This window comes from Shewanella sp. MF05956 (assembly GCF_059758055.1).
This window is the reverse complement of the sequence record NZ_JCAYNV010000012.1, coordinates 44,136-58,320: the sequence shown is the minus strand read 5'-3', so window position 1 is coordinate 58,320 and position 14,185 is coordinate 44,136. Positions and strand designations below refer to the sequence as shown.

The 14,185-nt window shown below is 39.6% G+C and carries 12 protein-coding genes; all 12 read right to left on the bottom strand.

Annotated features, from left to right (window positions below; all coding sequences use genetic code 11):
- Positions 1 to 71: 71 nt before the first annotated feature.
- The 12 genes from AC19MX_RS14175 to AC19MX_RS14120 all read right to left on the bottom strand — a co-directional run bounded on the left by AC19MX_RS14175 (position 72) and on the right by AC19MX_RS14120 (position 14,161).
- The gene (locus AC19MX_RS14175; protein WP_498298902.1) at positions 72 to 1,190 is read right to left on the bottom strand and encodes a hypothetical protein; all 1,119 of its coding nucleotides are present in this window, start codon (positions 1,188 to 1,190) and stop codon (positions 72 to 74) included.
- 10 nt (positions 1,191 to 1,200) lie between these two features.
- Positions 1,201 to 2,205 (bottom strand): YecA family protein, encoded by a 1,005-nt coding sequence (locus AC19MX_RS14170; protein WP_498298901.1) that lies wholly within the window; start codon positions 2,203 to 2,205, stop codon positions 1,201 to 1,203.
- A gap of 71 nt (positions 2,206 to 2,276) precedes the next feature.
- Positions 2,277 to 2,735, bottom strand: a complete 459-nt coding sequence (locus tag AC19MX_RS14165; RefSeq protein WP_498298900.1) for a helix-turn-helix transcriptional regulator — start codon at positions 2,733 to 2,735, stop codon at positions 2,277 to 2,279.
- On the bottom strand, positions 2,732 to 4,069 hold the full coding sequence (locus AC19MX_RS14160; RefSeq protein WP_498298898.1) for a type II toxin-antitoxin system HipA family toxin: 1,338 nt from the start codon (positions 4,067 to 4,069) through the stop codon (positions 2,732 to 2,734). The genes AC19MX_RS14165 and AC19MX_RS14160 overlap by 4 nt, the downstream gene beginning before the upstream one ends.
- Before the next feature lie 851 nt (positions 4,070 to 4,920).
- Positions 4,921 to 6,279 carry a phosphoglucosamine mutase gene (gene glmM / locus AC19MX_RS14155; RefSeq protein ID WP_498298896.1) on the bottom strand — a complete coding sequence of 453 codons (1,359 nt, stop codon included), beginning with the start codon at positions 6,277 to 6,279 and terminating at the stop codon, positions 4,921 to 4,923.
- A 778-nt stretch (positions 6,280 to 7,057) separates the two neighbouring features.
- The gene (galU, locus tag AC19MX_RS14150) at positions 7,058 to 7,936 is read right to left on the bottom strand and encodes a UTP--glucose-1-phosphate uridylyltransferase GalU (protein ID WP_498298894.1); all 879 of its coding nucleotides are present in this window, start codon (positions 7,934 to 7,936) and stop codon (positions 7,058 to 7,060) included.
- Between the two features lie 18 nt (positions 7,937 to 7,954).
- Positions 7,955 to 9,121, bottom strand: a complete 1,167-nt coding sequence (locus AC19MX_RS14145; protein WP_498298892.1) for a nucleotide sugar dehydrogenase — start codon at positions 9,119 to 9,121, stop codon at positions 7,955 to 7,957.
- A gap of 18 nt (positions 9,122 to 9,139) precedes the next feature.
- Positions 9,140 to 9,646, bottom strand: a complete 507-nt coding sequence (locus tag AC19MX_RS14140; protein ID WP_498298890.1) for an acyltransferase — start codon at positions 9,644 to 9,646, stop codon at positions 9,140 to 9,142.
- Between the two features lie 11 nt (positions 9,647 to 9,657).
- A complete protein-coding gene (locus tag AC19MX_RS14135) occupies positions 9,658 to 10,845 on the bottom strand; it encodes a glycosyltransferase (RefSeq protein WP_498298888.1) in 1,188 nt (395 codons plus the stop codon).
- Between the two features lie 6 nt (positions 10,846 to 10,851).
- A complete protein-coding gene (locus AC19MX_RS14130; protein ID WP_498298886.1) occupies positions 10,852 to 11,811 on the bottom strand; it encodes an EpsG family protein in 960 nt (319 codons plus the stop codon).
- A complete protein-coding gene (locus tag AC19MX_RS14125; protein ID WP_498298884.1) occupies positions 11,808 to 12,689 on the bottom strand; it encodes a glycosyltransferase family 2 protein in 882 nt (293 codons plus the stop codon). Before AC19MX_RS14125 ends, AC19MX_RS14130 begins: the two co-directional genes overlap by 4 nt.
- Before the next feature lie 41 nt (positions 12,690 to 12,730).
- Complete coding sequence (locus AC19MX_RS14120) at positions 12,731 to 14,161, bottom strand: lipopolysaccharide biosynthesis protein (protein WP_498298882.1); 1,431 nt, start codon at positions 14,159 to 14,161, stop codon at positions 12,731 to 12,733.
- Between the last annotated feature and the right edge of the window lie 24 nt (positions 14,162 to 14,185).

Below are 14,185 nucleotides of genomic sequence, written 5' to 3'. Positions count from 1 at the left end.
CAATCTTTCAGACAATCAATACTTAACAGTATTTTTGCTAACAACATTTGACCAGCCTATAACTTTATTTTCTAGAGACAATCACTCAAACGCTTTAACAGTGCTTTACGACTATTATTGATCGCAATAAATCGCTTAAACCGCTGTTCAAAAGCGGTGATATCCCCTTTAAAATAATAGGCTTCGTTCAGCTGATGTAAATAGCGTGATGCCGCATCGTAACCACTGGCGCAAGTTCGATCCGCTTGCTCTTGTGCTTGCTGCCAGCAGCGCTCACGCTGATTGTAGAGATCCGTCAACATCTTCTCTTTTTCCGCTTTTGCAATCGCAATTTTTTTTGCGAGCGCTGCGGCTTGCTCCTGCTGTAATTGGCTTTGAGCTTGTTCAAAGTAAAGAGAAATCACGTCGGGAGTTAACCAATACTGATAGGCTTCATCTTTGTTGGCAGATTCTTTTCGCGTCATCGCTAAGGCTTGATGACGGGTTAGCTGGCCTTGTTCAAAAAGCGTGATTAATAACGTATCTTTCTCTACTTCCGTGAGATTGTTTAGCCACGCATCAAACTGAAGCGGGGCTTGTTTTGCTTGGTGACTTGGTTGTGCGTTCAGTACCATCGCAAGTGCTTTAACCCAAGCCAGAGGAATATCATACAACGCAGCAAAAGCCTGTAATTCCTCACTAATATGCTCAAAATCGAATTGAATTAAAGGTATTTCCTCAAGTTCGTCATTACAATCTAACGCTTTGAGCCACATAAAGTACACAAGGCGCCAATTACCTTGGATTAACTCGCTGCGTAAACCAGCTAAAAGTTGAAAAAAGTCGTCAGCATGTTCATCGTCAAAATATTCATAATACTCCTCGAGGGAAAAAATCAGCAATTGCCATTCTTCACTTTCGTGTACATGAAACCCATCACTTGAAAAACCAAGTAACGCATCAGGAAGAGTTCCCGCTGGTAGCTTGATGTAAGCATCGATTGTGCCCCAATCGGCATAGTAAAAACCAATGTCAAAGTATTTTAACATCAGCTCAGCGGGTTCTGCCTTTAAGTCACTGTAGGTGTAATACACCTGAAAGGACGTAGCGCTGATCTCAGCGCGGCTTGAAACGGTTCTGAGTGATTGGCGTGCCTTAGCATCCAAGTACCCATCCAATCGCTCGAATTTATAATATTGATATTCGCTCACGATGACCTTGCTATGCGTTAATGGTGAATTGAAAGGTGTGTTTTAATAAAGGCTGTACCTGAACCACTCTGGCGACGGGTTCAGCGTTTAAATAACGTCTTGGGTCAATGGTCACAAATCCCCAAAACTGTAAAAATCGCTTAATAAAACGTGATTCAATGAGTATGCTTAAACTTCTTTCTGATGAGAAGTCATCATCCGCTGGGAGGGACTGCAGTAAATCGGGGAAAGCCGTCATAACCTCTTCAACCAGCAGATCCACACTGTTGTGGCTTTGAATACGCCACAACATGAACAACCAAAAGGGTCGCAAGTCGATATCGTATTCAAAACCGTCCAAATACCCCCAGTTATATTTGCTGATTGCAGCTGCTAACATAGGTTTGAAAAATGCTTGTATACCTTCGGCCTGATACTGTTTTTGCGCTGATTTTTTCACATGGTAGCAACCACTACGTTGATAAATAATACCGCTAACTTCGGCAAGCACTCGGGTGTAGTGCAACGCATTGAATTTATCTTCGTTACTGCCCGCAAATTCGCTGATGCTAATATTTGTTGGGAACTGAGAAACGGCAAACTCAGGTAATAACTCACAGGCCTGTTTGACCAACTTAGCCGGTAAGTTGCCTTTACTGGTGGCTTTGAATGATCCATCTTGTGCCATAGCCTCATCAAGAATGAGGGTTAAATAACGCATCACAGGGCTGGCCAACAGCTCATATGGCGTGCTGATTGTCACCCACTGTAATTCATCGAAAGGCGCATAAAGCCAATTGGCCATTTGCGTTGGTGTCACACCACAAAAATCGGGATGAGGTTGATTATTGCGATCCTGGACTTTGTGCTGTAAAGCTACATTGAGTTCATCAAGGCTCAACTTTGGTTTCATTGCCAGCATGGCGTCGACATCATCAAAGACCTGGGCATGTTGTTTGGAGAGGCTGCTCATACAGCAACGTTTAAATTTTTTACCGCTGCCACAATGGCAAAGATCGTTACGACCAAGCTTCATTGTTGTGTCCCTTCTTATTATGGTAAAAAAGCAGCATTTTCCTGTTTGCGCTGATCCAGTGTCATTTTTCATCATAAAAGCCAAGTGACGCCAGTAGAGATCGGCACAATCCCCACCTTAAGGCCAAAGGGCTTAAACAATCGATTCAGAATATCTGTCTTATAGCTACCACGGTCATTCTCAACGTCAGAGAGAGTCTTACGAGACACTTTAACCAAGTTTGCATATTGGTCTTGTGTGAGCCCTAACACCTCGACTCGCAGCGTTTTAAGCGCTTGTCCTTGGGTTAGCTCACCGTGTAAAAGCCTTTGTGTAATCGCATGAATCGCACGCTTTCGCTCGACCGTGCTAACGCCGCCGGATTGCTTAGAGGCTCGTTTAGCACCTTGCTTTGTTTGAGCCTCTAGAATGTTTTGAGATTGATGACGTTGCGGCACTTCAGTAGCAACCTCACTCCGTTGCTGTCGATTCGCTCTAAGGCGGGCAATGGTTTCTTTAGCCGTTTCCGTAGTAGATGATTTATCACTCATACCAACCCCCAACGAGTTAGCTTGTCTTCAATATAAGTAAAGCCAATAGCAGGCATGTCGATGATCCGCTCAGGCACACCACGCGCAATTAACCGTTGCTTCAAGTCGAGACATTGCTGGGCCGTGAGCTTTAACGCTGCCATCAGCTCCTGAGCAGGCACCAGATCAGCAAGTGTGTCAGCAATGCCCTGAAAGTCATACTCTCCCCCGACTTCGAGCAGCGCTTCCCATTTTGTGGTTCTGGCCACCCCTTCAGGGTCAGCTTTCATCGGTGCAAAGTCATAGATAGGCGCCAGTTTTATCCAACCATCGTCTTTAAGAAACGCTGTATTACGGCCATGATTATCACTATTACCAAATATGATATTGAGTAAGTCTCGCCGCACCCACTCAAGCACAAACTCGCGCACGTCAAACTGATAGCCTTGCTCTAAGACTATATGGCTGTGAGTAATTTTATCGATCAGCGTTCTTAAGGTTTGCTCGTGATCTAGGGTAACGCCCGCACCTTTGCCAAGTATCGAATAAACCGACTCCATTGCGTAACGTTGTTGGCCTAACTCATTGTAATAGACATCAAAACGCGGCAGCCACAGTGAGGGATAGGAATGCCCTTCTTCGAGCCGCATGTTTGCAGTCGAGATTGTCTCAAAGCCCATGTCTGTTAGCTCGTGATAATAGTGGTATTCAGCGCGCAGAATATCGCAATCAACTGGTGACCGAGAGCCTCTCGGATATTTGACCAAATAATGAAGGTCTCGGTTTTGTGACTCATCCTGATAACTATCAATCCAGATCTTTTGTTCATCGTCGCAACGTAATAGCAGCTTGGGCGCTTCGCCACCAGCTCCCGTTGCACCACCAGCTTCCGCGCCTCGATATTGCGCATAATCTAAGAAGTCAGATGCTCTATTTTTGACGTCGCCAACGGTGAACGTCAGCTTATCAGCAATAGCGGAGCGCTCCGGCAACGACTCCTTGACTCGCAAATGACCTACTGGCGCAATCGTGCCATATTTCAGCAATACAAAATTTTGCTCATCTACACTCAGATCACCGATATCAAGGTACTTAAGCCAATAGCGTCGGCTTGCACCGCTAGGCATAATGTCGTCAAGAAAGTACAGCCATATTGGTTCATCAAAAAATAAGCTAACGGGGTGGTTTATAGAGACTGCGTGAATGTCGTCTTTATCTAACTCAGCCAAAGCATAATCTTGCTCGTAATCTAACGAGGTAAGTCGATAATTACCTTGTTCGCTCTCAGGAAAAGAGAGCTGTGCAATAGCTCTCCATTGGCCATTGATGAAAGCCTGAATGGTCAAATGTTCCATAAGAACTCCTAAATACCTAACGAGTAACTTACTACTCATTAAATCATAAAAAAGTCATTAATGAGTACATCTTTACTCAGATATTACTATTAGTATAGAAAACATACAAAGCTTTTATGGGTAACAAACGGCATTCACTAAGCAATTAGGCTAAAAACGCATGGGGAATAGCGCTCACCGAACCCCGCTATCACCTCACGGCGCATTACCATCGCGTAAGTTCATCTGATACCAGCCAGAGGCTATCAACGCCCAGACGTTATGAAGGTCATAAACCAAGTCGTGGCGACTTGAGTCCTCGTCACAATCATCCTCTTTCTGTCTTGATTATCTAATGAGGTGGGTTAATTTTACTTCGGCGATAACGCCGATAAGTGGGTCAGTTTTACATCGGCGTTGACAGCATAAAGCCAATTAGCCATTTGCGTTGGCGTCACACCACAAAAATCGGGATGAGGTTGATTATTACGCTCCTGCGCTTTGTGCTGTGTTGTAGAAAAAGCGCAGCATTTTCCTGCTTGCGCTGTTCCAGTGTCCTAGGAATTACTGATGAAGCGAATAATGGCAGACCACCACTTATGGCGGCCTTGATTCTACTTTTAACTGCGGTTAAAAATGGGTGGGTTACCATAATTAATCCTATAAATTCAGAAATTAGCGACTGAAAACCAAGTGTACTCTGTGTGTAATACCTCAGGTATTAAAATGTCTAAGATCAACAGGCTGACTTATGACAATGCCTAATTATATCCATCGATTGAAGTTGAACGTTTCGAACTTTAAACGAAAAATGCCACTACCTTTAAAGATAGTGGCACCGGTAAGTCTACAACGAGTAAAAATTAAACGTCTTAAACACCTGCGGTAGAAACAGCTTTTGCAATCGCTTCAGCTTGCGCTTGCGACATTTCTGGGTCGGTTGATTCAACCATCACACGAATGAGCGGTTCTGTGCCAGACTTACGCAGTAATACGCGGCCGTTATTACCTAAAACAGCTTCCGCTTCTATCACGGCTTGTTTTACCGCTTCTGACGCAATAATGTCATCGGCATTATTAGCGGTTAAACGTACGTTAAGTAATACTTGTGGCAACTTGTTCATACCAGAGGCGAACTCTGCCAATGATTGAGTCGACTGCAATAAAGCCTGCAGCACTAAGAGCGATGCGACAACACCATCACCGGTAGAAGCGTGGTCTAAATGTAAAATATGGCCAGAACCTTCGCCGCCTAACTTCCAACCGGTTTCTTTTAATTGCTCAACCACATAACGATCACCCACTTTGGCGCGTCTAAAGGGAATATCCATTTCTTTAAGGGCTATCTCAAGCCCAAGATTTGACATTAGCGTGCCAACAACACCACCGCTCATGGTACCTTGCTGTTTAGCGGATTTAGCCAAAATATATAAAATTTGATCGCCATCCACTACATGACCATTATGATCGACAAACATAAGACGATCAGCATCACCGTCAAGTGCGATACCTAAATCAGCTTCGTGGATCATTACCGCAGTTTGTAAGCTGTCTAAATGCGTTGCACCACAGTGATCGTTAATGTTCACGCCATTAGGTTTATCATTAATGCTAATGACTTCTGCGCCTAATTCGCGGTACACATTAGGGGCAATGTGATAAGCCGCGCCATTTGCGCTGTCGACCACAATCTTCATTCCGGCTAAGGTTAGGTCTTTGGCAAATACGCCCTTGCAAAACTCAATATAACGGCCAGCGGCGTCGGTAATACGGCGCACTTTACCGAGTAATTCAGAAGAAACACATTCCATCGCATTATGGTTTAACGCCTGCTCGAGTAGCGCTTCGATTTCAAGCTCTTGCTCGTCATTAAGCTTAGTGCCAGAATTAGAGAAAAATTTAATGCCGTTGTCGTAATGTGGATTGTGTGACGCGCTAATTACCACACCAGCATCAGCTCTAAACGTTGAGGCTAAATACGCCACAGCAGGCGTTGGCATTGGGCCAATTAACGCCACGTTTACGCCAGCGGCAGACAAACCAGCCTCAATGGCTGATTCAAGCATATACCCGCTACTGCGGGTATCTTTTCCAATCAATACTTCTTGAGTTCCGGTGGAGGCTAAAACCTTACCCGCCGCCCAACCTAACTTCATTGCAAAATCAGGTGTGATAGGAAACGTCCCCACCTTACCGCGCACACCATCGGTGCCAAAATACTTACGACTCATAAAAAACTCCAAAAATAAAAAAACGCGAATGCGCAGGTTCTAGAGGCTAGGTTCTAGGAACTCGCAGGCTCGCCAGAGAGCGGACAACGTCCTTCTAGGTTTTAAGATCTAGATTCTAGGAACTCGCAGACTCGCCAGAGAGCGGACTGCGTCCTTCTAGGTCCTAAGATCTAGGTTCTAGGAACTCGCAGGCTCGCCAGAGAGCGGACGACGTCCTTCTAGGTCCTAAGATCTAGGTTCTAGGTTCTAGGTTCTAGGTTCTAGGTTCTAGCAGCGAAGCGTCCTAGCAGTGACACAGTCACGCCCTAGTACCTAGCAGCGAAGCGTTCTTCTGTTAAACAATTAAGTGCTAACACCTGGATTCCGGCTTTAAAAACATCACCGGAATGACGTAATCGAGCAGCGCAGCGCCCTAGCAGTGACGAAGTCACGCCCTAGCAGCGAAGCGCCCTAGCAGTGACGAAGTCACGCCCTAGCAGCGAAGCGCCCTAGCAGTGACGAAGTCACGCCCTAGCAGCGAAGCGCCCTAGCAGTGACGAAGTCACGCCCTAGCAGCGAAGCTGCCCTAGAACCTAGCAGTGACGAAGTCACGCCCTAGCAGCGAAGCTGCCCTAGAACCTAGCAGTGACGAAGTCACGCCCTAGCTGCGCTAGCGACTCTAGTACCTAGCAGTGACGAAGTCACGTCCTCGAAGCGCAGCGCCCTAGACTTTCGCCCTAGCACAAAGCAAAAAACCAACTGACAAGAGTTGGTTTTTAAATATACTGATAAATCGACTTTAAAGAATCTTCGCTAATCGCGCTTTAAATGCTTCACCCAATTTAGGGTCGCGTATACCATATTCAACAAAAGCAGCCATATAGCCAAGTTTGTCACCACAATCGTGTGATTTGCCTGTCATGTTAAAGGCTTCAACTGTGTCCTGCTCAATCAGCATATCAATGGCATCAGTTAGCTGAATCTCATCACCAGCACCGGCTGGAGTTTTTGCCAATAATCGCCAAATTTTTTCTGACAATACATAACGACCAACCACAGCTAGGTTAGATGGCGCTTCGCCAACGGCTGGTTTTTCGACCATGGCAGAAATTTTTGCTGAGTCACCAGGGGCAATCTCAACACCATTGCAATCGGCAATACCATACTTGTTTACTTCATCATCAGGCACTGGCGCAACCATAATCTGGCTAGCAAAGCTGGTTCTGTAACGGGCAATCATTGCCGCTAAGTTTTCAGTTTTTGGGTCTGCTGTATACGCGTCTAAAATAACGTCAGGTAACACTACTGCAAACGGGTTATTACCAATACAAGGTTGCGCACATAATACCGCATGACCAAGGCCTTTCGCCTCACCTTGACGCACATGCATTATGGTCACGTCTTTAGGGCAAATGGCCTGCACTTCTTCAAGTAACTGACGCTTAACACGTTTCTCCAGCGTTGACTCAAGCTCAAAAGACTTATCAAAGTGGTTTTCAATGGCATTTTTACTGGCATGAGTCACCAATATAATCTCTTTAACACCTGCAGCCACACATTCATCAACAATATACTGGATTAACGGCTTATCAACCAAAGGCAACATTTCTTTAGGTATAGCTTTGGTAGCAGGTAACATGCGAGTCCCAAGGCCCGCTACAGGAATAACAACTTTCATACTAAATCCTTTTAAGAATTAATCAGAACCAAACAAATCTCGAGTATAAACTTTATCTGCCACATCACTAATTTCATCGACCATTCTATTAGATACAATCACATCAGAGAGCGCTTTAAACTCATTAAGATCTTTAATCACTTTTGAATGAAAAAACTCATCGTCATCAAGTACAGGCTCATACACTATAACTTCGATACCCTTAGCCTTAATTCGTTTCATAATCCCTTGAATACTAGATGCTCTAAAGTTATCTGAGCCCGCCTTCATAATTAATCGGTATATACCAACACGTTTAGGGTTACGTTTTAAAATTGACTCAGCAATAAAGTCTTTACGAGTGGAATTAGCATCAACAATCGCACCAATTATACTATTCGGCACATCTGCATAGTTTGCACGTAGTTGCTTCGTATCTTTAGGCAAACAATAACCACCATATCCAAAAGAGGGGTTATTATAATGATTACCAATACGAGGGTCTAAACACACACCTTCAATAATTTGCTTTGCATCAAGCCCATGTGACTCTGCATAAGTATCAAGCTCATTAAAGTAAGCAACACGCATTGCAAGGTAGGTATTTGAGAACAGTTTAACCGCTTCAGCCTCAGTAGAGTCTGTAAACAGTACTTCGACATCTTTTTTAACCGCGCCTTGCAATAATAAGTCAGCAAAGATTTTTGCGCGCTCACTACGTTCACCGACAATAATTCGTGACGGATACAAATTGTCGTGCAGTGCTTTACCCTCGCGTAAAAATTCAGGAGAGAAAATAATATTGTCAGTGTTAAACTTGTCACGAACGCTTTTGGTATAACCCACAGGTACTGTAGACTTAATAACCATTACCGCATTTGGATTTATTGACAAAACATCAGATATCACCGACTCAACAGACTTTGTATTAAAATAATTAGTAACAGGATCATAATCCGTCGGTGTAGCAATAATGACATAATCAGCATCTTTATATGCAGATTTTTTATCTAACGTTGCAGTAAAATTTAAAGTCTTGTTGACTAAAAATTCAGATATCTCAGCATCAACAATGGGAGACTGTTTATTATTTAACAAAGAAATTTTTTCATTAACAATATCAACTGCGACAACCTGGTTATGCTGAGCTAACAACATTGCATTTGATAAGCCTACATAACCAGTTCCAGAAATGGTAATTTTCATATATGAACCTAATTTTATTTAAATATGCTTTATAAATTTACTTGGTACGCCACCGTAGATACCACTATCAGTATTACGCCCTGAAAAACATGAATTGGCTGCGACTAATGACCGAGCAGGTACCACGGCACCTGCAACAATAGTACAATTTGCACCGATCCATGAACCGCAGCCAATATTAATGGGTGCGCTTATGGAAGGTCCAAACCTAAAAGAGTCAGCATGAAGTGAGTGATTACCTGAAACAATGACAGAATTAAATCCAACCATAACCTCATCACAAAAACACACATCAGCCACTGCATTAACAATCACATTGGGTGCCAAGTAAACATGATTACCTACACTAATATTTTCTAGGTTTCTTAAAATTGTTGATGATGAAACTTGGAAATCACGACCACACTGTTTCATAGCTATGGAATAAAAAAAACCGCGCAACCTCATAATTAATGGTTGGTCAGGGAAAAGAATAAAAACAAGTCTAACGAACCACGTATAGATTAAAAAAAATTTATGTTTCATTTAACAACCTATTAATTACTTTTTACTAAATTCAATAATATTAATATCCAATATTTTTGACTAGAAATTGTTGCTACATTATTTAAATTAGAATGAACATTCGATAATAAGTTAGGCGTTGATACCAAAGACTCTAGCTGTGTAGATAATGCATCCACATTGCCTGGAGGGAAGATAAACCCATTTTGTCCATGTTTAACGAAAGCATTTATCCCCCCTACATCTGAAACGATGACAGGCTTATAGTAAGACCAAGCTTCCATTATTACACGAGGAAAACCTTCATAATTATTATTTGAGGGAACAACAACAATATCTGTATCAAAATACAATTTATTCAATTCCGAATGGGGCAATTGACCAGTAAAAGAAATAAGATGCATTAATTTTCTATCGTTTACACGTTCTTTTGCTCTTGTTAAATCTGGTCCGTCACCAACAAATATAGCTTTAACACTATTATTCTGTCGTGCAATGGCTTCAATCAAATCGAAAACACCTTTATCTTCTACTATTCGTCCAACAAACAATAGGTTAATAATATTATCGTTCGAATAAAACCTATCACCATTATTTGGCATAACGGCAGGAGGATTAATCATTAAATCAACAAACTGATGGGTATTCTTTGAATATTTTCGACTAAATTTTTCTAGTACATCACCAGTGCAAAGATTGATTGAATTTTTATGGCTACAAATCTTTTTTAGCTTATATCGAATTAATTTCGAAAAACAATAAGCCATAAACTTGTTAAAACCGGTGTATTTAGCATCTTTCCAAGTATTAGATGCATCTGCACACATGTGATGTAACACTTTTTGATTTAAGCGCAAAGCCGTTAAGCCAAAAACAATGCTACCAATTGAAGGAGTTCTTATCCAAAAATACTCACCAAGATGTTTCTTTATAATGTGTTCTGAACGCTGTACGTATTCTTTATAAAAACCTCTTTGTAAGATCGACTTGACCATAAAATCCTTTGTAGATTGATATCTAGGAAAAGGATAAAAATTTTCAGCAACAACAACGGTACTTGCACTTGATGGTTTAATGCCTGAAGCAGGAATTGCGGAAGACGCTACATAAACATTTTCGGAGCCTATAGCATCTTGTATAAAAGCTGCTGAAGTTGGCTTTGCATAATAACTACCGTCAAACTCTTCAAAGGTTTCACCGACAAAAGCTATAATTTTCATATTGACTCAATAGTATAGATTTAATGTAATTAATTTAGTTAAAGAAAACAAAAAAAATGAAGAGAAAAAAACAAAATTAGCAAATGATTTTTTTCTAGATAAAATAAGCAGGAAAGTATAGAGTAGAAATGGCTCTATCAATAGATAAACCAAAGTAAATCTCCCAGATATAACAGAAGACTCATTGAAAACCATACAAAAAAGCAAAATAAAAAAAGACAAATAAACAAAGTTATTATAACGATTCAACACCGGCATCTTTAATAACAATATAAAAACAAAAACAAAAGACACAACCAAATAAAGTAGTGCAAATAAAGAACGCCCCTCTTGATATTTAGTCCCAACATAATAACTATAACCTAGAAAACCTAAAATAAAACCAATCAAAAAACTTACTAAAACAAAAAAACAAAACAGCAACAAAACAAAAAAAACATTCTTCTTTAACGTCACAACTCGTTCATAATTAATAAAGTACTTTACATAAAAACCAAGTAAAAACATTATCACTATAGCGTTATGAAAAAACAAAGTAATAAATGAAGAAATTAAATAAATATTCTTTTTGAAAAAAAGTTTATAAACCAACAAAAAAAACAATGATGCAACACCAAACCTGACCTGAGTACCAAGCATACCTTGAGACAAATAAATAAGGTTAGGCATTGCCAATAAAAACAAGTAAAAACTATTGTACAAAAAGAATATAAAAACCAACTCCAGAACAAGCAAAAAAACCCAAAAAGTTTCAAATTCAAAGTTAAAGTATTGGAAAATTGATTCTAAAAAACTGAAACCATACTCAAATTGCTTCCATACCAAATTATAATTACTTTCATAATTTTTATAATCAACATTATAGGCACGATCGAAATTTAGCAAATGAAAAATAAATGGCAAAAACAAAATAAAAACAAAAATAAAATAAACAAAACTTACATTAATAACCTTATTACGCATCATTTCATCTTTCTGTATAAGTCAAGAAAAAAAGAAGGTAGAAATCGCTTCAATTTTAATGAAAAAAGGTTTTTAGAAAATGAAAAAACGAGATTGTTTTTGAAAGAATATGTGAAAGCTTCCAAATACCTAGAGTGAAGAATCATGCACCTAACTATCACAAGCATTTTAAATGAATTAATTGCACCGCTAGATAAATATATAGAATATATAGAAAGCCAGTATTTTGAGAAAGAATAATCATTTAACTTAGGTATCTGAATGAAATCATAAGTCACATCATCGAGAAGAAAAAACTTAGCACCAATAGATTCTAAAGACAGACAATATTGGTAATCTTGATGCCTTTTTAAATCATCAAACTTAACTAGCTTTGTGGTTTCACGATGTAGAAATATGCCACTCGTCTGAATAATTTCTTTTGCAACAAATAAGTAATCACCCACCAACTCTTGTTCCTTTATAGCTCTTCTAGGTCGAATAAAAGACGAACGGCTTTCAATGATTTTACATTTTGAATAAATTACAGGATGAGTAGTTTTCTTTCGACACTCTTTATATAAAGAAAGTTGTTTAATTAATTTATCTTCATACCATACATCGTCATAATCTAGAAAAGCAATATAATCAGCTGTTGATGAAGCTACACCAGTGTTACGAGCGACACCACCATTACTGTTACTAGAATGTTTTATTATTTTAATGCGAGTGTCGCCTAATAAAGAAGACAACTCAGATGAAGCGCTTACAGGTGAACAATCATCAACAACAATAACTTCAACATTAACATTCAATTGAGCTAGCGCGCTATTAACAGAATTAATTAGTAATCCTGATTGGGACGAATAAAAAGGAATAACCACACTTACAACATCAACCATTGAAATATCTTCTTATTAGTAATTAGTTTAACAAAAATGGTTTATTTCTTAGATTTAGCATTTCGATTTAAAAATCTTGTAAGATAGATAAATGAAGAATGTAACTCATACTTGAAAAAATAGAGACAAAAGGCAAACAGCACTAACCAGTAAATATATATAAAGATACCTAAATCATTTTGAAAAATTGCCCCAAGAACAGCACCTGTAACGCAAAGGAAAGAAAATGAGTATAATGCAAAACGTGGCAACGGTTTCCATACTAAAATGGAAAGCTCTGTACGCAATACAAGAAACACCCAAAATGCCAAAGCAGTGCTACTTGCTGCACCAGCAGCACCATAAAGCGGGATAAGAAAGTAATTAAAAGAAAGGTTAATAGATAATGCAATAATTGAAGCAAACATTGCATAAGATGTTTTTCTTGCAATACCAATACCAACGACCGTTGTCTCAGATAGTGTATAAAGCAGCGGATAAGATAGGCAAGCAACCAAAATCCATTTCACAGTTACATAGTCAGATGGTAACAAAAATGGAATCAACCAAGAAAACAAACCTGCAAGACAAAATAAAGTAACGACTATAAATAAGACAAATCGATTTACAGATAATACCTTTTCGTATCCCTCATCATTGCTTGCCCACTTGTAGACTGTCGGTGCCCAGACAGTTGTGAATACTGATTGAAATATACTTGCAGCAGCTGCAAAACTAACTGAAACAGAATATATTCCTAACTCGCTAAAGGTACTTAATCTACTTAGAAGTAGTCGATCTGCAGATGTCAATCCCCAAAAGGCAACTCCACCGAAAATCAAAGGTAAACCAAAATACAATAATTTTCTTAATTGATGAAAATCAATTAACTGAGTAATACTTGAAAACCACTCGGTACGTGTATTCCAAGAAAAAATGATACAAGCTAATACAATCGCAAGCGTATTGGAAAGTAAAAGGAACTCAAAAGTTTTAGGAGTTTCAAAAATAAGATAAAAAATTATTATTAAAAGAACAAAAATCTTAGGTAACAATTGACACATTGAAAAAGCTAATCCACGTTCATTCATACGCAGAACAAGTGATAAAAAACGAGATATAAATGTAGAAAGTATCGCAATGATCAATAAAAAACTTACGTATGTCGAATCAGAATTAAAAACAACACTACCAAGAAATGGACCGAAGTAAAAGCAAATTAACAATACTATGCATAATAAAATAAAACCAGGTAAAAAAGCAGATTTTAGTAACTGGGGTTTATTTTTAACTTCGTGAAACTCACGAACATAAGCCTGATCAAGTCCTAAACTAAAAAACAGAAGACTAAAACTAAGTATTACCTGAAGTAAGGCCATTCTCCCTACATCTTCTTGGTTAAACACCCAAGCAATAATCGGAAGTGAAATAAAGCCTAAAAGTGAACCACCTAGTGGACCGATTGCAAATTGAAGAATTTTTTTTGGTGTCATAGTTTTAAATGTAGTCCATATTCA

Coding starts and splice junctions, on each gene's coding strand:
- AC19MX_RS14170 (WP_498298901.1), bottom strand. CDS start 2,205: ATGAAGCTTGGTCGTAACGATCTTTGCCATTGTGGCAGCGGTAAAAAA.
- AC19MX_RS14165 (WP_498298900.1), bottom strand. CDS start 2,735: ATGAGTGATAAATCATCTACTACGGAAACGGCTAAAGAAACCATTGCC.
- AC19MX_RS14160 (WP_498298898.1), bottom strand. CDS start 4,069: ATGGAACATTTGACCATTCAGGCTTTCATCAATGGCCAATGGAGAGCT.
- glmM (WP_498298896.1), bottom strand. CDS start 6,279: ATGAGTCGTAAGTATTTTGGCACCGATGGTGTGCGCGGTAAGGTGGGG.
- galU (WP_498298894.1), bottom strand. CDS start 7,936: ATGAAAGTTGTTATTCCTGTAGCGGGCCTTGGGACTCGCATGTTACCT.
- AC19MX_RS14145 (WP_498298892.1), bottom strand. CDS start 9,121: ATGAAAATTACCATTTCTGGAACTGGTTATGTAGGCTTATCAAATGCA.
- AC19MX_RS14140 (WP_498298890.1), bottom strand. CDS start 9,646: ATGAAACATAAATTTTTTTTAATCTATACGTGGTTCGTTAGACTTGTT.
- AC19MX_RS14135 (WP_498298888.1), bottom strand. CDS start 10,845: ATGAAAATTATAGCTTTTGTCGGTGAAACCTTTGAAGAGTTTGACGGT.
- AC19MX_RS14130 (WP_498298886.1), bottom strand. CDS start 11,811: ATGATGCGTAATAAGGTTATTAATGTAAGTTTTGTTTATTTTATTTTT.
- AC19MX_RS14125 (WP_498298884.1), bottom strand. CDS start 12,689: ATGGTTGATGTTGTAAGTGTGGTTATTCCTTTTTATTCGTCCCAATCA.
- AC19MX_RS14120 (WP_498298882.1), bottom strand. CDS start 14,161: ATGACACCAAAAAAAATTCTTCAATTTGCAATCGGTCCACTAGGTGGT.